Genomic DNA, 20,639 nt, shown 5'->3' with positions numbered 1-20,639 from the left:
GGCCCTTTCTATTCAATAAAAAATCCTGAGCGTCTATCAGGCTGACGCGTCCCTGCGCGACCGGAATCGAAGCCAGCTCGCCAGCTTTCTGACTCCGTGGATGATTGCAAAATATCCCAGATACTGAGCGAGTAGTCCCACAACTATCAGTGACGAGCTAGAGTGAATAACGTCTTCCAATAGCGAAACAATCACTCCTCCTGGCGCCAAGAAGATAACAAGAAAGGCAAAAGAACCATGCGCCATCGCATAGCTGAAATAGCCTGCGAAAAGAGTGATTGGAATACTGATTAAGGCCCACAGGGCGGATTTATGGACATCTTTCATTCTTCATCCCTAACAATATGGCAGGACCGCTTTATAAAGCTTTTCGAGGAATATCGCCATAAGACCGTTTTCTTTTTGTGCAATACTTATTGAAAACACCATAATACTTTTCTTTAAACTCTTCGTAAGAGCAATCGGGGAGGATATCCCTGTCACACTGGTGATTTATAACCTGACCGCTATAATTCCTAGAGACCAAATACATTTTGTTCTCCCAATCATTCATTTCAGAAGTGAACGATAGCGCCATATCCAACGGCTCCATTACCACATCCTCGCATTATGGTCGAAAATATATTCTACTGACAGTTTATATATGATAATACTTCACATCAATCAAGGTGCAATGCCGACAGTATTTACTCCATCAATCTTAAAAACTACTATATCAGTGGTTTTGAGAGAATATAGAACTTCTATGTCAGCATCTTTTGGCGGCTTGCCAAACTTCTTAGACAATACTTTCACAGTATGCTGCATCCCATCCAGAAACCCATTATGTCTTGCCACCTGTTCCTTTCTCTTCAGCTCGTACATTGCGAGCGGAAAAATAACCATGCTGCTCACAAAAAAAGCCAATCAGTGCGCCAATTAAGTATTTTTTCACTATTCACCACATCAAAGTACCGCAGTTGCGGCATCAAGGTTTGGTATTACAGCACACTAAGTGTGTAAGTCTCTTTTGTGTGTCTGCTCGCTTATTCAAAATCAGTTGCAGTCGACACTTCGCAACCCACTGAACAATATAAATCGCGCCTACGTTTTGCAATACAAACGTATACCCCACAAATGCAATAACGGAACAAGCGCTGGCGCGCCGATCCAGAATGGGGGAAATATGGGCTTTGTGGCCATCAGCGCCCAGATGACTGAGACCAGAGCGACCAAGCCTCCGGTACTAGCGGATAGCCACCAGAACTTATGGGTGGAAACCAAGCCGCTGGCGCCATGAATTAAATAACGTGACAGCAAAACAAAGAGGCTGGATATGGCCAGCAAACATATCAGGGTGATGAAGGTGACCAGGATATGTTCCAAACCGAGACTCTCTTTCCGCAACGATGCAAAGACGCCGATTAAAATAGCAGCGCCGGAGGACCACGCGATAAATAACACCGGGACGGCTATCAGAACTGTCTCGATGATCGCAATTGCGCGTGATGATTTAGTGTCGATATTAATAACTCCGGCAGGTTTAATATTGAAAGCGCACAGAGTAACGCCTTTCTTATGGGGGATCTACGATTTGAGACCGTTCCCGTCTCGCACGTTTTTGCGAATTAAAATCATGATTCAATCCTTTGAAACCTGTTCCGAATAAGCCGCCGCCTGTGCGCCACATGGCGGTTGAAAACGTAAAAGCGCATTAGGCGCTCCCTACCTAGTAACTTTTCCCCTGCAGCCGTTACTTAACAGGATGAAATTCTACGAAGCATTCTCTTGCAATTATCACAATAACTTGATTTCCTTAGCTTATTCTCAGTTAAAATTTTTTCATTTCGCCTTGTCGAAAATCGCGTTCGCCGTTCGACAAGGTGTAAATCCCCCTCTATTCCAGGCTTCCACTTGCCTGCCGGAGTCCATCAATGGCGACCGGGACACAGGGATTTGACAGGTTTATGATCATATTTGCGCCGCTTGAATTGCTATTTTGGCGAATGTGATCCAACGCTTTAACTCACTTTGCAGAGGAAGTGCATATGCTTAAAAAGCTCCTATGGGTGTTCGCTGGCCTTGTCGTTGTGGCGCTCATTGTTGGGGGGATCATCCAGGTCAAGATGCAGCAGTTCGACACCATGGGGGCCGCTGCGGCGCAGATGACCATGCCGCCGACGCCGGTCAACACCTATACCGTCGAACAGTCGCAATGGCGACCGCGCGTCTCCCTGGTGGGTTCCGTCAAACCGGTGCAGGGAACGGTGATCAACACTGAAATCGATGGGACGGTGAAGGAGATCAAGTTCTCCGCCGGCGCCGACGTGAAAGCCGGCGACGTTTTAGTGTTGTTCGACGATCAGATCGAACAAGCCGAGTTACGGGAGGCGGAAGTGGCCGCTGACCGCGCACAGCTAAGCCTGACCCGCGCCAAAGAACTGAGCAAGACCCGCAACATCTCCCAACTTGAATTCGACAACGCGGAAAACGACGTGAAGCAGGCGCAGGCGCGGCTGAATTACAACCGCGCAGTGATCGCCAAGAAGACATTGCGGGCGCCCTTCGACGGTAAGTTGGGTATTCGCCAGATCAGTGTCGGTCAGTTCCTGAACAGAGGCACGCCCGTGGTGTCCCTGCAATCGCTGAATCCGGTGTATGTGGAATTTTCGCTGTCGCAACGTCGTTTGGGCGAACTGGCGGAAGGTCTGAAAGTGGAGGTCGTCACCGATGCATACCCAGAGCAGACGTTTGTCGGCAAAATCACCGCGTTCAATCCGGACGTCGATCCCAACACCCGTAACGTGCGGGTGCAGGCGACGCTGGACAATCCCGAGGGCAAGTTGCGTCCGGGCATGTTCGTAGCGCTGGAGATGATTCTGGCGCAGGCGCGCGACGTGCTGTTCATTCCTTCCACGGCAGTGTTGCACGGCCCTTACGGTTCTTCTGTCTATATCGTCGATGAAGGCGAAGCCAAAGACGGCGGCGATGCGCCGCTGGTATTACGGCAACAGTTGGTGCGTCTGGGAGAAACCCAGGGCGACTTCGTCATCGTGGTCGAAGGTGTGAAACCCGGTGACCGTGTGGTGTCCACCGGCTCATTCAAGCTGATGCCGGGCATGTCCGTGGTCATCGACAACAAGCTGGCTCCGGATTTCAAACTTGATCCGCAACCCAAAAACACCTGACAGGGCCGCCGATTATGAAAGCTTTTACTGATATATTCGTGCGGCGTCCGGTGCTGGCCCTGGTGGTCAACATCGTGATCATCATCGCCGGCGTGCAGGCCTGGAACTCACTTAGCGTGCGCCAGTATCCGCAGAGCGAGAACGCCTCCGTCACGGTGGCCACGACATACGTGGGGGCCAGTGCGGACGTGGTGCGAGGTTTTGTCACCACGGCGATTGAACGCGCTATCGCCTCCGCCGACGGCGTGGACTACATCGAGTCCAAGAGTATGCTGGGGCTGTCTCTGGTGACCGCCCGGCTCAAGCTCAACTACGACCCCACCAAAGCGCTGGCGGACATCACCGCCAAGGTGAATCAGGTACGCAACGAATTGCCCGCTGGCTCGGAGCTGCCCGCCATCAGCGTGCAGTCCGCCGATTCGGAGTTCGCCGCCGCCTACCTCAGTTTCTGGTCAGACTCCTTGTCTCAAAGCGAGATCACCGACTATCTGGTGCGAGTGGTGCAACCGCGCCTGGCGGCTTTGTCAGGCGTGCAGCGGGCGGACATTTTCGGCGCCCGCACCTTCGCCATGCGCATCTGGCTAAAGCCGGACCACATGGCCGCGCTGAACATCAGTCCCGCGCAAGTCAATGACGCCCTCGCCGCCAATAATTATCTTGCGCCGGTGGGCAGCACCAAGGGCAGCTTCGTGCAGACCTACCTGACCGCCAACACTGACCTGCACACCGTTGAGCAGTTTCAGGAACTGGTGATCCGCCAGGAGAACGACACCATTATCCGTCTGCAGGACATCGCTGACGTGGAGCTGGGCGCGGAGGAGTACGACACCGAAGTCAGCTTCAATGGTCAGACCGCCGTGTTCATGGGGATTTTCCCTCTCCCCAGCGCCAACACCATTGAGGTGGTGGAACGGGTGCGCAAGGACCTGGAAGCAATTACGGAAGACTTGCCTCCCGGTCTACAGGGCGGTATCGGTTATGACGCGTCGGAGTACATTAACAACGCCATTCACGAAGTGGTGGGAACCCTCACCGACACCCTGTTAATCGTGGTGGTGGTGATCTTCCTGTTCCTGGGTTCCTTCCGTTCCGTGCTGGTGCCGATTGTGGCGATTCCCGTGTCCCTGATCGGCGCTATCTTTTTGATGCAGATGTTCGGGTTCACTCTGAATCTGCTCACGCTGCTGGCGATAGTGCTTTCCGTTGGACTGGTGGTGGACGACGCCATCGTCGTGGTGGAGAACGTCGAACGGCATTTGCGGGAAGGCCGCAGTCCGTTTGAAGCCGCCCGAATCGGCGCGCGCGAATTGATCGGCCCCGTCATCGCCATGACCATCACTCTGGCGGCGGTATACACTCCCATTGGCCTGCAGGGCGGCTTGACTGGCGCCTTGTTCCGCGAGTTCGCATTAACTCTGGCGGGGGCGGTCACCATTTCAGGCATCGTCGCTCTCACGCTGTCGCCGATGATGAGCGCCAAGCTGTTACGCAGCGCCGAAAGTGAAGAAAAAGGCTTCACCGGTTGGGTGAACCACCGCTTCGACCGTCTGCGCGATATGTACGGCAATGTACTGGAAAAGGTGCTGCATGCGCGTCCGGCGGTGTACACCATCTGGGCCGGGCTCAGTTTGATGGTGATCCCCATGTACATGTTCTCTCCCAAAGAGCTGGCGCCGCTGGAAGACCAGGGCTTTATGTTCGGCATCATCAACAACGCCGCCAACGCCTCTGCGGATCAGAAGGTGCATTTCGGTCACGCCGCGGAGCAGATATTTCTGAATGCGCCAGAGCGCGATCTGACTTTCCAGATCCTGCTGTCGCCGTCTGACCCGTTTGCAGCGGCGCTGGGCGTCGGCGGTTTCAGTGGTATGGTGGTCAAGCCCTGGGATCAGCGGGATCGCTCTATCGCCGAGATCGTTATGGATATGCAGAATCAGCTGAACCAGATTCCCGGTCTGCAGGTGTTCGCGGCGCAACCGCCCGCCCTGCCCGGCGGCAGCAACTTTCCGGTGGAGTTCGTGATCGCCTCCACCGCAGAGCCGGAACAGATGCTGCAATTTGCGCAACAACTGCAAATGAAAGCGATGGAAAGCGGTCTGTTCTACTTTCCGCCGGATATCGACCTGAAGTACGACCAACCACAGTCTGAAGTGGTGATCGACCACCGTAAAGTGGCGGCGCTGGGGCTCAATAACGCGCAAATTGGCGCGGATCTGAGCGCGGCGTTGGGCGGCAACTACGTTAATCGTCTCAACATGGACGGACGCGCCTACAAGGTCATTCCCCAAGTGTCGCGAGTGGAGCGCCTGAATCCGGACCAGCTCAAGGACATCTACGTTTCCGGCCCCGAGGGACAGTTGATGCCGCTCAGCGCTGTGGCCACGATCAGCGACAGCACCGTGCCGCGTTCACTGAACCGCTTTCAACAGCTTAATGCAGTGAAACTGTCCGGCATGACCGCCCAGTTAGACGAAGGCTTGAAGGTGCTGGAAAAAGCGGCGGAAGAAATCCTGCCGCCGGGCTACACCATCAACTACACGGGCGAGTCCCGCCAATTGCGCACGGAGGGAGGCAAGTTCCTGCCTGCGTTGGGACTGGCGATTCTGATGATCTTCCTGGTGCTCTCAGTGCAGTTCAACTCCTTCCGCGATCCGTTCGTGATTCTGTTGGGCTCCGCGCCATTGGCCATGTTCGGCGCCCTGATCTTCACCACTTTGAAGATGCCGGACCCGAATATGCCCTATTGGACCAACGGCTGGACCACCACGATGAACATTTACGCGCAAGTGGGACTGGTGACCCTGGTGGGATTGATATCCAAAAACGGCATCCTGATCGTGGAATTCGCCAACAAGCTGCAAATGCAGGGCATGGATAAGCTCAACGCTGTGCATCAGGCCGCCATGACCCGGCTGCGACCGGTGCTCATGACCTCCGTCGCCACCGTGGCGGGCCACTTCCCGCTGACTTTAGTGGAAGGCCCCGGCGCTGCAGCCCGTAACTCCATCGGCCTGGTGCTGGTGGGCGGCATGGCCATCGGCACCCTGTTCACGCTGTTTGTGACGCCAGCGCTGTATGTGTTGCTGGCGCGGCAGCATAAGGATGAACCCGTCGGCGACGAAATCGAATCCGGCCACGCTCAGCCGGCAGCCGGCTAATCAAACCAGCTGTCACTCTTCTACAACAGGGCCTGCGTAATGCAGGCCTTTTCTTTTCCTCTTTCTTTCCTTTTACGTACTTTTTCTTCCTGGTAAACGGCTGGCGGTTTCGAGGTTTACGTGATCAACGCTTCCGCGTTAACTGGCGCTGTCATCCTTCTGTTGCAGTTTCTGCTGCTTTTTCTGCTGTACGGCGGATTGCGATTGCAAGTCCTCGTCGATCACAACGCCACAGGCGATGCGCGCGCCGCCGCCTCCGAGGTCAGGTTTGTCGGTGTAGTTGTCGCCCCCTTCATGGATGATCAGGGCGTGTCCGCGCATGTCCTCGACGTTGAGTTTGGGCGCCAGCACCTGTTGGTTGGCGTTTCCATCTTCATCGACAAATAGCGCCGGCAGATCGCCTTGGTGTCCGGGACGAAACGGCCCGGTATGTCCGCCTTCTTTGTCTGGGTCGTAATGACCGCCGGCCGCTGCGCCCGCAGTCATTTCACCGCTCTTCTCTCCGGTGTCGCAACTGCCTTTTTCATGCAGGTGAAAGCCATGCATTCCCGGTTCCAAGCCCTCTAGAATAGGCCGGATTAAAACGCCATGCGGGGTCGGCTCCAGAATGATAGAGCCAATTTTGTCGCCAACGCCTTCTTCGCTGATTTTGTTAACGGAAACCCGTGTGGCGTTTTGCGCCTGGGCGCTCAAAGCACTGCCCAGTGCAAGAGTCGCAGCAGCGATAGTAATAGCCAGCTTATGCATTGTGTATCCTCCTGTTCGAATGCAACGGAAGAAGCCCGCCTTCACCGCAGGCTTCATTCACTTCAGGAGACACCAGTCAAAGTCTATGCCAGCAGTCCAACCAAGCGCAGCATGGCCGCAATACCAGCCTGTCCCGCTGATTCACAACGGGCGCATAGACGACGAGGGTTTGTAGCTTGTGCAATCCGGCTGTAACTTTTGCGGCCAACTATTGCGTCACCTGTAGTATTAACCGCGAACATAAGCGTAGCGGCAGAATATATAGGCGGCGGGTATGGATAAGGTCAGTCCGACGACGCCAAGCACAGGCTCGTCCAGCATAAACAGAATGCTGAAAAGCAGGCTGATCGCATATACAGAGAATGGCCCTGCATAGCCGAAAAATCGCAATATCAACAGCAAGGGCGTCAGTACGAATATCCCCATTCCAAACAGGATAAATATGCCCATCAGTGCGCCTTCCGCCAATTGGGGAAACCAATCGCCCAGGGAAAACGTAACAGGAGAAGCGATTCCCGCTACGCCGAACAACGCCGCACCGCCAACAGCGCCCACCGTCAGACTGGCGATGGCCACGCTGCCGATAATATGGGTGGGTCGCCCGGTAAACAGCGGTGTATTACCTGATGCGGAAGGCGCACCCTTTTCCACACTGGTTTCCCAACCGTCATAGTCGCCGCCGAACTCTTTCGCTTTACGATTGGAGTACAGCGTACGAAACGAAATGTCGTCCAACCGCATGCTTCCGGTATGGCTGAATATCACCTGGAATCGGTCTCCATCCTCTTCCCTGGCGCAGCGGGTCACCACATAATGTTCAGCGGCCGCCCAATCCGCAAACTGCTGCGCGAGAGCCTGCGTCGGGAAATACGCCCAGTGTGTAACCTCCCTTTGAAGATCCGGTTGATCGCCGCTTTTCGCCAGCGCTTGCAGCACATCCAGGTCCTGAATGACCTGCCAGTCATCTTCTGACGGATAGAGATTCAGCCAATAAGACTGCTTTTCCGGATCTGCGCTCACGCCGAATTCCAGGATATAACCGAATTGGCGACCAACATGGCGGACAATTGCGGCGGCGGCCTTTTCATCGCAATTCATGTAATAAAAGAAAAAGCGCTCGCGATTTACGGTTATGCGTCCCGCATAAACAGCGTTATGCGCCTCCAAGCCTGCAAAGAGCGCCTCATCAATTTCCTCCAGCGCCGCAAACTCCTCAGAAGTTGGCAGCCCTTGCGCGTTGGGGCGCTTCAATTTCAGTCTGACAGCCAATAGAGAGTTACGAGCGTCCGTTTGCGCAATCTCTTCATATCCCAGATTTACCGACACCCACGCTTGCCCCTCGTCAGTGAACCGGGGGTAGACATTCCATTTATCCTGCATTGTTTCTCTCGTCTTTATGATATTCCGCCGCGGCCTGACTGGCTCCATTGATGCATCGTCCGTGGATGCGACCTTCGCTGGCGCCGTTAAAAAATCGCCCGATGTAAATCCGATTTGCAGAGTTGTCCGGGGTCGCCCTGATTATTGCCGACCCGCGTCCAATGGGTCTTGACGCTATCGGTCATGACGGAGGTCGCTCCTGCGTTGGAAACAGCTTCGTGCAGGGCTTTTTGGGGAATTCTCGGATTATTGTTATGGCTGTATATCCAGAAATTGAGTTCGCCGCCGTACGCCAAAGCGACCGCAGCTTCTCGGAGAGCAACGCCCGTCTTTTCGTATAACGTTTTATTGGCGTTGACCAGATCCTGCAACGAGGCGCCCTGCTCATCTCCCACATCCAGATTCTTGACATAGACATCGCACAGCAGATCATCCGCCGTCAGGTTGAAAAAAAACATCCCCACACGAACCGCCTGAACGATGTCCTGTGCTCGCATTGCATCTACTTGGAAAACCCAGACTTCTCTGCTGTCTACGATACCTGCCTGCACCCTTTCTCCGCGTATCCAGGCGATAAACGGAAACACATAGCAATAGTCATGATGCGTCGCCCGCCACTCCTCAAATGAGTGCAAACAGGTTCTGACCACAGCGTCTTTTTCCTGTATGTCATTATCCAATGCAAGTGAGACGCGCGTTTTGTAGTCATAGCGCCCCTCGGCGAGGGTCAGCGCGCCTCTATGTCTCTTCATGGCCACACTCTTCCATATGCTTTATAACTTCAGAAGAAATACCGCCAGCGTAGTATATACAGTCTCTTTCCAGGGCCCTTTGCGAGCTCTCTTGAGCCTCCTTTTCCGTCAGAGTTGGCGTAGTGAACAGCCTGATCGGGCCGCTATACTGTTCACACTTCCAGAGATCCATCAGCGCCATTTTGTTTTTCGCCAGGTATTGGTCAAATAGATCCAGTGCTTCTCTCATTGACGTAGCGGGAACCACGCCAACGCCGACAACGTATTCGGATCCATCACAATTCATTGGCGAAGTCGGCTCCATGGAAGCCCGGTGGTGGATTAGCCAGGCAGACACTATTTCCATCATTTCTCTCCTGATTTAACAACTCGATGCGCCATAGGATTCCCCCTGTCACGGGACCTGATAACCCAGTAAATAATAACGTCGTAAACAGGGTACGCTATACTTTTTATGAAAACGAATAATAAACTAGGACTTATCTCGCCAGGGTTAGTACGGCGTTTGCTTACCCTACTGTTCTTACCTGAGATGGTGAATATTTATGACCCCCAAGTCCTGGCGAATTAAAGTCGCTACCGTCTTTATCCTCGGAATGATCTTCATTTCGGGGTCGGCTTTCGCCGCCCCTAAAACACTTGTTGTCGCTGGCGATGAAGAAAAGCAGGGCGGCTATTTGGTGGAGATCACCAGGGAAGCGTTCCAAAGGGTCGGGTATGAAACTGAGTTTTTATTCGTTCCCTGGTCCAGGGCGCTCAAAAGAAGCATTGCTGGCGAGTACGATGTATTACTGGCCGCTTACTATACAAAGGAGCGGGCGGAGAAACTGGCGTATTCCAACCCCATCGGCGTCGCGCAGGTCATGTTGCTGAAACGTAAAGACAGCGTCATCTCCTATCAAACGATTGAGGACCTGAAACCGTACCGAATCGGCCACATCAGCAACTCCAAGGTCAGCCCAGAATTCGACAGGGCGGAAGCGGAATATCTGGACATGGAGTACGCCTTCGACGCCGAGACCAATATCCGCAAACTGCTGGCGGGAAGGCTTGATCTGGTGGTGGAAAAAAAGCAACGGATCATACAACTGCTGGATACCGACTTCGCCTCCGAAGCCCATAAACTGTCGTTTGTGAATCCTCCCCTGCACACTAATTACTTTCACAACTGCGTGTCGAAAGTTAATCCCGATTACCAGAAAATCATCCAGGACTTCAATCTGGGCCTGGATATCATCCGCAAGGATGGAACCGAGGCCCGGATTCTGAAAAAGCACGGGGAAGACAGGGAGCTTTGATGGCTCGCTATAGCCCGCTAACTGTCGTGTACTGTCTAATCAGCCAACGTCGATCCACAAGCTCAGCCCGAACCATATATATGGTCCCCTCCAGCTGTATCTGAACAAAGCTATACTTTTTATTATGTTTATACATTGATCGACCGCCTATACACGACTGCAGCCTGTCGTTTTGCATAATGCGCTGGATTACCTTGAATGAGGCGTTTCGAATCTCGGCGACGGCAGTAAAGATGGCTACATCATGTTCGTAACGAATTCCTTCTGAATGCTCCAAGTCTTATTCGCGCTCTGCGTCAGCTTCCTGCACCCCGGCGCCCTGCCACTTTGCATTGATTTTATAGAAAATCCCCTTCTCTACGATACGTCGCCTGCCCTCGTCGAATAGGTCCAACAGCTTCTGTCCGTCAGGATTTTTCTTGGCGCTGACGGCGAATTCGTCAGTGGAGTCGAACACCGGAAGTTTTTTGTAGTGATTGCGCCAGTTCGCCTGCTGCAAGGCGTAGTCAAAGTTCAGCTCGTAACCGGCGAGGCCGTCCAGATGGCCTTTGTCCAGCATGGCGAAGCCCTGCAGAATCTCACCTACGTCATACTTGATGATGCGGGACTGTCGCTCCCATTCCAAACCGTAATTCCAGCCCCGCAGCACGCCAATGGTTTTGCCCTCCAAAGACGCCAGTCCATTCCAGCGCAGTTTAGCGTCCGGCTTTACGTAGACCAGAAAATCCACATGATTAATGGGTTCCCTGGAGTAATTGAAGTAGCCGGCCCGCTCCTGATTGAAGCCGGTGGGAAACAGGATATCCAGCTTGCCGGCCTTTACCTGATCAAAGGCGCGAATCCAGGGGTAGATATAGAGTTGAATGGTGTAGCCCATTTCATGGTAACTCTCCCTCAGGATATCCCAGCTATAACCTTGCAGACGTTCTGAATCCAGGCCCGGCGGAATGGTTTCCAGTTGCACCTTTTCAGCAAAGCGCCTGTCGAACGTGAATGGCGGATTATTGGTCAGCGTGGCGACCCGCACCAGCTTATCGGTGTTGGGCTCATGAAAGTGACCTTTCGCCCAGGAAGCAGACGCGCCAAAGAGCAAAACGGCCAAAAGAAAAATTAAAAGCTGCACAGGCATCCCCCGCGTGTCAACGACGATATACCCCAAGCAGGTTTCATCCAGAACGGCGACAGAGGGGGCGCAACGTCGCCGTGATGAACGTCCGTGCTTACTTGCCAGTATAGACCTTCAACCGCACTTGGACCTCTCCATCGAGTCCTCTTACTGTACGGAGGACCCAGTGAAATGTACGGATGGCCCAGTGAAGCGGCTGGGTTTGACCACTCGCCGCTCGGGCCGGTAGGCGTCTTTCACCTCAAAGAACACATCGCTGGAGCGTTGCAGTAACTGGCTTGGCCGCATTGACAGGGTCACAGGAACGCTGACGGCGCTCTCCGGCCCAACCTGTATCCTGCGCTCGCCGCCCATCACCAGCCCTTCCAGGCCAGAGGCGCTGATCAGAAACGTTTTCGGTTCATTTTCTTTATTAAGAATATCCAGTATGTAGCCGTTTTCTATACGGTTTTCCGAGTTATATCGAAACAGTCCACGGTCTTTGGCCACATCCAGGGATAGCAGCGGACGAGACGCCATCACCCAGGCGAACACGCTGATCATCAACAGCAACACCGCGCCGTATCCCAACAGTCGCGGCCGGAGTATGCGCGCCTCGCCGCCTTTCAATGCGCGTTCGCCGGTGTAGCGAATCAGGCCCGCGTCATAGTTCATCTTCGCCATGACCGCGTCACAGGCGTCGATACAGGCGGCGCATCCGATGCACTCCATTTGCAGCCCGTCGCGAATATCAATGCCGGTGGGACACACCTGCACGCACAGGCTGCAGTCCACGCAATCCCCCAGGCCTTGTGTGCGATAAGGGGCGTTCTTCTTGCGCGGGCCGCGAGATTCGCCTCTGGCGGCGTCATAGGTAACCACCAAAGAGTCCTCATCAAGCATGGAAGACTGGAACCGTCCGTAGGGACACATATGAAAACACACCTGCTCGCGCAGCCAGCCGGCGTTCAGATAGGTGGCGACGGTGAAAAATCCGATCCAGAACAAACTCCAGCCGCCAACCTCCAGGGTGGCGAGATCCGTGACCAGAGCGCGGATGGGCGTGAAATAACCGACGAAAGTCACCGCCGTCGCCAGACTGATCAAGACCCACAGCCCATGCTTGAGTCCGCGTCGCGCAGCCTTCTCAAGACTCACCGGCGCCTTATCCAGTTTGATGCGTTGATTGCGATCGCCTTCCGTGACCTTTTCCGCCCACATGAATACCCAGGTCCACATGCTCTGAGGACAGGCGTAACCGCACCAGGCGCGGCCAGCGAACACGGTCAGGAAGAACAGGCCAAAGGCGGCGATGATGAGAATGCCGGAAAGCAGGATAAAATCCTGCGGCCAAAAGGTGTCGCCAAAGATATGAAACTTGCGGGAGGAAATATCCCACAACACCGCCTGGCGACCTTCCCAGTTCAGCCAGGCCACCCCGAAGTACAGGGCGAACAGAAGAAAGCCGCCCAACAGACGCAAACGCCTGAAGCGACCACTGAAACTGCGGGTATGAACCTTGGTGCGGGACTCATACAGATCAACCGTCACCGCCTCAATATTGTGAACCGGGATATGCTCGCTCATTCGCCGCCACCTTCCTTTTTACATCCAAAAGTCAGGCGGGATTATTCAGGCCTACGCAGCAAACAAACAGTTTCAGAAAAGATTTAAAAAACCATATCAGATGGCGATCCATCGCTGACAGGCATGACTGGTTTTTCAAAAGGAACGGACGAGGCGTCCCAGCACATCCATGGCCTGCTCAAACTCCGGCCCCCAGGGATGACCATAATTAAGGCGGATAAAATTGCGGAAACGACGCGTGGCGGAGAATATCGGTCCCGGAGCGATGCTGACGCCCTGCTCCAACGCCAGTTTAAACAGGGCCAGCGAATCCACAGCGGCGGGTAATTCCAGCCACAAAAAGTAGCCGCCGTCAGGCCGCGTCACCCGGGTTTGCGGCGGGAAGTAGCGATCTATCGCCGCCAGCATCTGGTTCTGCTGCACTTCCAGATTATGGCGCAGCTTGCGCAAATGACGGTCATAGCCGCCGAATTGCAGGTAATCCGCAATCGCCGCCTGGGCGGGAATGGACGCGGAAATCGTCGTCATCAGACGCAGACGCTCCACCTGTTGCGCAAAACGGCCGGCGGCGGTCCAACCGACGCGATAACCGGGAGCGAGACTTTTCGAGAACGAACCGCAGTGCATGACCCAACCATCCTCATCAAAGGCTTTAGCGGGTTTGGGCGCATGAGCGCTGAAATACAGCTCACCATAGACGTCATCCTCGATCAGCGGAACCTGGCGCCGTCGCAACAGCTCAACCAGCCGACGCTTCTTCTCCTCCGCCAGGGTGACGCCCACCGGGTTCTGGAAGTTGGACATCAGCCAGCAGGCCTTGATCGGATGCTTGCCCAGCGCCTGCTCCAATACATCCAGATCCATGCCGGCTCCGGCGTCCACGGGAATCTCCACCGCTTTGAGCTGCAGGCGCTCCAGCACTTGCAGGCTGGCGTAGAAAGCGGGCGATTCAATCGCCACCAGATCGCCCGGTTGCGTCACCGCCTGCAGACACAGATTCAGCGCCTCCATGGCCCCGCTGGTGATAACCAGCTCCTCCATCGGCGTGGAGACGCCCTCCATGACATATCGCAATGCAATCTGACGACGCAGATCCCGGTTTCCCGGCGGCAGATCGGCGACCACTGAGCGCAAGTCCATCAGGCGCGTGGCCTTGGCCATAGAACGCGCCAGTCTTTGCATGGGAAACAACGTCGGACTGGGGAACGCGGAGCCCAGTGGCGTAATGGCGGGGTCGCGCACGGATCCCAGCACGGAAAACACCAGTTCGCTGACGTCCACGGAGGTGGAGGACAACGTCTGTCGCGGGCGTTTTTGCGTTGCCGGCGCCGCTTGCTTGGCCTGGTTGCAGACAAAATACCCCGAGCGCGGCCTGGAGCGGATCAAGCCGCGGTTTTCCAACAGGTAATAGGCTTCGAATACAGTGGAAGCGCTGACGCCATAAGTTTTACTGGCGTTACGCACCGACGGAACCCGGCTTCCCGCCGGCAGTACGCCAGAGCGGATCAGGTCCGCGATTTCATTCGCCAACTGCTCGTAACGTTTCATCTTGCGGCAACCTTGATGTGTTCAGTGTCAGTTAAACCTGCGCTAATCCCGCGCCAGAATTCGCTTGGCGAGGGCGACCACCGGCGCATCCAGCATACGGCCATCCAGATTCGCCGCCCCCAGGCCTTGCTGCTCCGCCTGCGCCATGGTGGCGATAACCCGCTGCGCCCATTGTTTTTGCTCCTCGGTGTAGGCGAAAGCGCGATTGACGCAGGGAATCTGATTGGGATGGACGCACAAAGCGCCGCTGAAGCCTAAGGCTTTGGCCTTGGCGAGATTGGCGGAATAGCTGTCCAGATCCTTGAACTCGCCGATGGAGCCAGGCAGTCCCAGAGCGTCGATACGCCGCTCTCCCGCCACCAGCGCCATGTGTTGGCAAGCCGCCAGCAGGCTATCGGGCGAGGCCAGCGCTCCCAGCTCCGCCGCCAGGTCTTCTGAGCCCATGGCCAGGGCTTTCACCCGCGGCGACGCCGCGGCAATATCACGTAAGTCCAGCACGCCTTTGCAGCTTTCGATCTGCGGCGTCAGCGCCGTGACGCCCGGCTCCAGTGACTGGCGAGCTTCCAGGACGCTCAGATACTGACAGATCAAACGGATCACGCCGGCTTCCTGGGTTTTGGGCAGGAACACTGAATGCAGATCCGCCAGCGGCAGCGCCTGCAGGTCCGCAGCCATGTGCTCAAGATCAGCATTAATGCGCACCGCCACGCGTTTGTCTTTCTCTCGCAGCGCCGTCACGATCTGCGGCAGCGCCTTTCGGGCCTGATCTTTATCGTTGCGAGGCACGCTGTCTTCCAGATCAATGATGATCACCTCCGCATCCAGTCCTCCCGCCTTAACGACAAACTCGGGACGATTGGCGGGAATAAACAGGTAACATCTGGCGTGACAATAGGAGGTATAGGAGGTAGCGGCAGGTTGATCCATGTGAGCGCCTATTTAATAAAATCGGTTCGAGACAGAATGGTGAAGGCATTTAACATGATAAGCTACTTTATTGTTATATTTGAGCTTTTATCGCGTAATCCAGTAACTGACATACTCACGACAGGGTCCGCTAATGCGCCTGCTGGATTCATCGCTCAGTCGTAAAAATGGACGTTGTATGGACGTTACAATGAAGAATTTACAGATCCGCAAAATGCGGGACGAAGACAGACCTGCTGTCCTGGCCCTGCAAGTCCACGAGGAACAATTGCCCTATGTCGGGCGTACGCGGGAGATTCTGCAAATGGTGGGGCCTCAGCATCACTGCCATGTGCTGACATTAAGCGAAGAAATCGTCGGCTTTTTCATTATCGACGTCGCCTATCACCAAAGCTACAGCTTCACACTGCAAGACGAGTTGGGGTTGCGCGCCTTTTTGATCGACGCAGGCAGACAGGGACAAGGCATTGGCAAGAACGCCGCTCGCGCGTTGCAACCCTATCTGGAAGAAGCGTATGGCGACAGACCTTCTATCGCCCTCACCGTGAACTGCCGGAACCCGGCCGCCTATCGCTGCTACATCGGCGGCGGCTTCATCGACACCGGCGAACAGTATCTGGGCGGCAAGGCCGGCCCACAGTACATCCTGAGAATGCCTGTGGGCGCATCGCGTTAAGCCATCGCCTCGCTCAGGCTGGGATAATCCACATAGCCTTCAGCGCCGAGCTGCATAAACGTCTCTGGATGCGGGTCGTTAAAATCAGCGCCGGCTTTAAAGCGCTCCGGCAAGTCCGGATTGGCGATAAACAGACGCCCAAACGCCACCGCCTCCGCCTTGTTGTCCGCAAGCAACTGCTCCGCGCGCTCCCTGGTCATCTCTTCATTGGCGATAATCGCGCCGCCAAAGTTTTTGCGCAGGGTTCCACCCAGTTCGTCATCGACGATGGGGTCGCGGGAGAAGATAAAAGCAATTCCGCGCTCACCCAGTTGCTGCGCGACATAGCCGAAAGTGGCGACCGGATTGGAGTCGGACATGGAGTGCGAAGGACTGCGCGGCGCCAGATGCACCCCGACGCGCCCGGCGCCCCAGACAGAGATACAGGCGTCGGCGACTTCCAGCAGCAGACGCGCGCGGTTTTCCACCGAACCGCCGTAGTCGTCCGTCCGTTTATTCACGCCGTCCTGTAGAAACTGGTCCAGCAAGTAACCATTGGCCGCGTGGATTTCAACGCCGTCAAATCCAGCCTCTTTGGCGTTTTCGGCGCCTTTGCGGAAGCCTTCCACGATGCCGGGAATCTCATCGCGCTCCAGCGCTCTGGGAGTCACAAAGGGGCGCATGGGACGCAGCAGACTGACATGCCCTTCCGCCGCGATGGCGCTGGGAGCGACAGGCAATTCCCCATTCAGGAAAATCGGATCGGAGATTCTGCCCACGTGCCAGAGTTGCAGAATAATTTTGCCGCCGGCGGCATGCACGGCGTCGGTGACTTTCCTCCAGCCCTGCACCTGCTCCGCAGACCAGATGCCTGGGGTATTGGCGTAGCCCACGCCTTGTGGAATCACTGCGGTCGCCTCGCTGACGATCAGCCCCGCAGAGGCGCGCTGTGCGTAATACTGCGCCATGAGTTCGTTGGGAACGCGCCCTTCTCCACCTGCGCGACTGCGAGTAAGCGGAGCCATGACGATACGGTTGGAAAGCTCAAAATCGCCAATACGAATTGGGTCAAACAATGAAGCCATCATTCAGTCTCCCTGGATAGCGATGAAAATAATGAGAGGCATCCGACTGAAACAGGTCGCCGCCCCGACAATGGGAAACAATGTAACCAACACTGTTACACATGACAAGAAATTTTTTGTCGTCTAATCGACGTCTTCAGATATTTCCTGCTTGGCGCATTGATAATGCACGCCCGCGTTGTCGGCGACCTGTCGCGCCACATCCGCAATCGTGGTCTGCGCCAGAGAGGCGTCCATGGTGGCGGAAATACGTTGGAACTCTTCTTCCAGCACCGAGGTGATGTTGCAACCGATATAGCATTTGGGGTTGGGCTTGGAGCGATGTAAGACGAAGTAATTGGGCTCTTCCACCGCCTGATACACATCCAGCAGCGTGATTTCATCAGCGGGTTTGGCGAGCAAAGCGCCGCCGCCCACGCCCAATTGCGAGCGGGTCATGCCCGCCTCGGCCAGCACTCCCAAAAGGCGTCTCACCACCGCCGCATTGGTGTTCACGCTACAGGCGATATCCTCTGAACGCACCGCCTTGCCTTTGTGCAAAGCCAGGTCGGCGAGAATATGGATCGCTACGGCGAAACGGGTGGATGTGGGCACAGTGTTAACCTTCGTCATCAGTGAAATCTGGCGTAAGCCGCTTATCTCAAGGGCTACGGGCGCAGTATTGTATTTTAGGGTGTAAAACGCAAGTTCGGCCCGGGAGGCGACCAGCGACTCACAACGCCCTTGTAATTCCCTCTTCGCGGCGTCGTCTCTGTATTGTAAACCTGCCCCTCAAGCGCCGCCACGCCAGGAAAGCGCCCTTCCCGCCACTCACTTTATCGTTAAATAACAACAACTTGTAGCGTTTTGCCCCGTAGCGTCGTTATGGGGGTTTATGATCTAATTAATGCAAGAAAACCACAGCGTATCCGCTGCAGTCAGGTCAGGAGAGCGTCTCGCTTTACCGTCGCGCAATCGCGCGCGGGCGCCTTGCAAACCGCTCAGACCTCCTGCTCGCGACGTTGGCGATAACACTATTTTCGGCAGGAATGGCGGGGAATTCTCACGCCACTCTCGCCAACATGGAGTTCCTTATGGACGCTTTATTTATCGAAGAGGGACGCTACACCCAAGACACCCGCCCCATCCGCATTGACACGCCTTTAGGTAAAGACGTGTTCCTGTTGCGCCACTTTCGGGGTCAGGAAGGGTATTCGCAGCTGTTCCAATATGACGTGGACTTGCTGTCCCACAAGCGGGACATTCGCGCGGAAGACATTATCGGCGAAGCGGTGCAGGTCACCATTGGCGCCGATGGCGGCGCGCCTCGCGTATTCAGCGGGCATGTGAGTTATTTCGAGTCCACCGGCCTGGAAAAACGCGGGCTGTACGGTTACAAAGCCGTTCTCGTTCCCTGGCTATGGTTTCTGGGCAAGAACACAGACTGCCGGGTATTTCAAAACATGACCGCCCCTAAAATCCTGGAAACCGTGTTCACGGAAGCGGGCTTTTCCGACTTCCGTTTTTCCGGTTTGTATAACGAATATCCAGAACTGGAGTATTGCGTACAGTACCGGGAGTCCGACCTGAATTTCGCCCTGCGTCTGATGGAGCAGGAAGGCATTTATTTCTACTTCGAACAGGCGCAGAAGCGGCACATGCTGATTCTGGCGGACGATAAATCCACCAACGCCTTTATGGAGCCGCGCAAGCTTGAACACAGCTCCCGGCCGCGCAGTGGCGACTATATCCAGGAATGGCGGCGCAGCTATCAGTATTTCTCCGGCAAATGGAGCCTGAGCGACTTCAACTTTGAAAAGTCCGATCAGTCCCTGCTGGCGGAGTGCTCCGCGCTAACCGAGCTGCGCGGCGCCGCGTCTTACGAACGCTTTGATTATCCCGGCGCTTTCGGCGACCAGGATCGCGGCCGGCGTCTGACCAAACTGCGTATGGAGGAAGAGGAAAGCCGTTTCACCCGGGTGAACGGCAGAAGCAATCTGCCCCATCTGCTGGTGGGCAGAAAATTCATGCTGGAATCGGAAGAGTGCGTCACTGACAATCGCAAAAACTTCGTCGTCACGGCGGTGCGTCATTACGCCTATGAAGGCGGCTACACCAGCGCCGACAATCCCGACAGCGCGGACAAAGAAAACAGCGTGTACTTCAACCGCTTCGAATGCCTGCCGGATAACGTCAGCTTCCGTCCCGCGCTGAGCACGCCCAAACCGCGCATAGACGGCGTGCAAACCGCCATCGTTTGCGGTAAGAGCGGCGACGAGATCTACACTGACGAATACGGCCGCATCAAAGTCCAGTTTCATTGGGACCGCTACGGCGAGAGGAATGAAAACAGTTCCTGCTGGGTGCGGGTGGCCACGCCCTGGGCGGGTAAAAAATGGGGCAGCATGGGCGTGCCGCGGGTTGGCCAGGAAGTGGTGACCACCTTTCTGGAAGGCGATCCGGACCGCCCGCTGGTGATTGGCGGCGTCTACAACAAAGGCAACATGCCTCCCTACTCTCTACCGGATAACAAAGCCCGCTTCGGGGTGAAATCGCAATCCACCAAAGGCGGACAAACCTCCAACTACAACGAGATCTCTTTCGACGATAAAAAAGGCGAAGAGTCTCTCAATATCCATGCTGAAAAAGACTTCAACATGGAGGTGAAAAACAACATCGGCGCCAACGCCAAAGGCCATTCCACCAGCAGCGTCGGCGGCAATGCGTCGGATTCGGTGGGAGGAAACAGCTCCCTTAGCGTCGGCGGCGATCACTCCGTTAGTGTGACCGGCAAACAGAATGTGTCGATCACTGGCGCGCAGACACACTCCGTCACTGGCGCGCAAACCTTGAACGTGGGCGCGGATCAGACCGAAAGCGTTTCCGGCAATATCACGCAAAGCGCCACTAACCAGACGTTGAACCTGTCAGCGGACCACAGCATCAGCGCCACCAACCAGAAAATCAATCTGGGCGCGGCGCAGGAGGTCAATGCCTCCAGCCAGAAGTTCACCATAAGCGGTCTACAGAGCGTGCAGGCGGATGCACAGACCGTCACTGTCACTGGCAAAACCGCCACTACCGCCACGGAAATCGATCTGGCGGCGGGAGGCAATATCTCCCTGCGGGTAGGTGGAACCAGCATCCAGATCAATGACGGCGGCGTCACTATCACCATTGGCGGCAGCTCCATTAAAGTCGATGGCGCCGGGGTGTCCGTGTCCGGTCCGATGATCAAATTGAACTGAGCG

The 20,639-nt window shown here is 55.4% G+C and carries 18 protein-coding genes; 6 read left to right on the top strand and 12 right to left on the bottom strand.

Features of this window, described 5'->3' with window-relative positions:
• Positions 1–36 precede the first annotated feature (36 nt).
• Both O5O45_RS09845 and O5O45_RS09840 read right to left on the bottom strand, forming a co-directional pair.
• Complete coding sequence (locus O5O45_RS09845) at positions 37–327, bottom strand: hypothetical protein (RefSeq protein ID WP_305905041.1); 291 nt, start codon at positions 325–327, stop codon at positions 37–39.
• A 336-nt stretch (positions 328–663) separates the two neighbouring features.
• Positions 664–894, bottom strand: coding sequence for a hypothetical protein (locus tag O5O45_RS09840; protein ID WP_305905040.1), 231 nt, complete (start codon positions 892–894; stop codon positions 664–666).
• A 421-nt stretch (positions 895–1,315) separates the two neighbouring features.
• Between O5O45_RS09840 and O5O45_RS09835 the strand changes: the two genes are divergently transcribed.
• The 3 genes from O5O45_RS09835 (at position 1,316) to O5O45_RS09825 (ending at position 6,325) form a co-directional block, all read left to right on the top strand.
• Positions 1,316–1,648 (top strand): hypothetical protein, encoded by a 333-nt coding sequence (locus O5O45_RS09835; protein WP_305905039.1) that lies wholly within the window; start codon positions 1,316–1,318, stop codon positions 1,646–1,648.
• A 379-nt stretch (positions 1,649–2,027) separates the two neighbouring features.
• Complete coding sequence (locus O5O45_RS09830; protein WP_305905038.1) at positions 2,028–3,167, top strand: efflux RND transporter periplasmic adaptor subunit; 1,140 nt, start codon at positions 2,028–2,030, stop codon at positions 3,165–3,167.
• 14 nt (positions 3,168–3,181) lie between these two features.
• A complete protein-coding gene (locus tag O5O45_RS09825) occupies positions 3,182–6,325 on the top strand; it encodes an efflux RND transporter permease subunit (RefSeq protein WP_305905037.1) in 3,144 nt (1,047 codons plus the stop codon).
• 138 nt (positions 6,326–6,463) lie between these two features.
• Here O5O45_RS09825 and O5O45_RS09820 read toward each other — a convergent pair whose 3' ends face one another.
• From O5O45_RS09820 to O5O45_RS09805, 4 genes are all read right to left on the bottom strand, one after another.
• Positions 6,464–7,072, bottom strand: a complete 609-nt coding sequence (locus tag O5O45_RS09820) for a superoxide dismutase family protein (protein WP_305905036.1) — start codon at positions 7,070–7,072, stop codon at positions 6,464–6,466.
• 228 nt (positions 7,073–7,300) lie between these two features.
• Positions 7,301–8,452, bottom strand: coding sequence for a DUF695 domain-containing protein (locus O5O45_RS09815; protein ID WP_305905035.1), 1,152 nt, complete (start codon positions 8,450–8,452; stop codon positions 7,301–7,303).
• A gap of 86 nt (positions 8,453–8,538) precedes the next feature.
• Entirely contained in the window at positions 8,539–9,204 is a 666-nt protein-coding gene (locus tag O5O45_RS09810; protein ID WP_305905034.1) for a hypothetical protein, read from the bottom strand.
• Positions 9,191–9,553: a hypothetical protein gene (locus O5O45_RS09805; RefSeq protein WP_305905033.1), complete on the bottom strand. Its 363-nt coding sequence runs from the start codon at positions 9,551–9,553 to the stop codon at positions 9,191–9,193. The genes O5O45_RS09810 and O5O45_RS09805 overlap by 14 nt, the downstream gene beginning before the upstream one ends.
• 196 nt (positions 9,554–9,749) lie before the next feature.
• On the opposite strand from O5O45_RS09805, the gene O5O45_RS09800 reads away from it, so the two are divergent.
• Complete coding sequence (locus O5O45_RS09800; protein WP_305905032.1) at positions 9,750–10,502, top strand: substrate-binding periplasmic protein; 753 nt, start codon at positions 9,750–9,752, stop codon at positions 10,500–10,502.
• A 280-nt stretch (positions 10,503–10,782) separates the two neighbouring features.
• Here O5O45_RS09800 and O5O45_RS09795 read toward each other — a convergent pair whose 3' ends face one another.
• The 4 genes from O5O45_RS09795 to O5O45_RS09780 form a co-directional block, all read right to left on the bottom strand.
• A complete protein-coding gene (locus tag O5O45_RS09795) occupies positions 10,783–11,625 on the bottom strand; it encodes a substrate-binding periplasmic protein (protein WP_305905031.1) in 843 nt (280 codons plus the stop codon).
• 150 nt (positions 11,626–11,775) lie between these two features.
• Entirely contained in the window at positions 11,776–13,194 is a 1,419-nt protein-coding gene (gene ccoG / locus O5O45_RS09790) for a cytochrome c oxidase accessory protein CcoG (RefSeq protein WP_305905030.1), read from the bottom strand.
• A 135-nt stretch (positions 13,195–13,329) separates the two neighbouring features.
• The gene (gene mapR / locus O5O45_RS09785) at positions 13,330–14,742 is read right to left on the bottom strand and encodes a GntR family transcriptional regulator MpaR (protein ID WP_305905029.1); all 1,413 of its coding nucleotides are present in this window, start codon (positions 14,740–14,742) and stop codon (positions 13,330–13,332) included.
• 42 nt (positions 14,743–14,784) lie between these two features.
• Positions 14,785–15,669, bottom strand: a complete 885-nt coding sequence (locus tag O5O45_RS09780) for an HpcH/HpaI aldolase/citrate lyase family protein (protein WP_305905028.1) — start codon at positions 15,667–15,669, stop codon at positions 14,785–14,787.
• Positions 15,670–15,859: 190 nt separating this feature from the next.
• Here O5O45_RS09780 and O5O45_RS09775 point away from each other — a divergent pair, with 190 nt between their 5' ends.
• Positions 15,860–16,345 (top strand): GNAT family N-acetyltransferase, encoded by a 486-nt coding sequence (locus tag O5O45_RS09775; protein ID WP_305905027.1) that lies wholly within the window; start codon positions 15,860–15,862, stop codon positions 16,343–16,345.
• Here the strand turns inward: O5O45_RS09775 and O5O45_RS09770 are convergent.
• Together O5O45_RS09770 and O5O45_RS09765 are read right to left on the bottom strand one after the other, a co-directional pair.
• The gene (locus tag O5O45_RS09770) at positions 16,342–17,412 is read right to left on the bottom strand and encodes an alkene reductase (RefSeq protein ID WP_305905026.1); all 1,071 of its coding nucleotides are present in this window, start codon (positions 17,410–17,412) and stop codon (positions 16,342–16,344) included. The genes O5O45_RS09775 and O5O45_RS09770 overlap by 4 nt on opposite strands.
• Before the next feature lie 120 nt (positions 17,413–17,532).
• Positions 17,533–18,021: an Rrf2 family transcriptional regulator gene (locus tag O5O45_RS09765; RefSeq protein ID WP_305905025.1), complete on the bottom strand. Its 489-nt coding sequence runs from the start codon at positions 18,019–18,021 to the stop codon at positions 17,533–17,535.
• Positions 18,022–18,482: 461 nt separating this feature from the next.
• Here O5O45_RS09765 and O5O45_RS09760 point away from each other — a divergent pair, with 461 nt between their 5' ends.
• Complete coding sequence (locus O5O45_RS09760) at positions 18,483–20,636, top strand: type VI secretion system Vgr family protein (protein WP_305905024.1); 2,154 nt, start codon at positions 18,483–18,485, stop codon at positions 20,634–20,636.
• Positions 20,637–20,639 lie beyond the last annotated feature (3 nt).

Origin of the sequence: Hahella sp. HNIBRBA332 (assembly GCF_030719035.1) — a bacterium.
GTDB lineage: Bacteria > Pseudomonadota > Gammaproteobacteria > Pseudomonadales > Oleiphilaceae > Hahella.
Note: the sequence above shows the minus strand (reverse complement) of the source record. Positions and strands in the feature narration are given on the sequence as shown.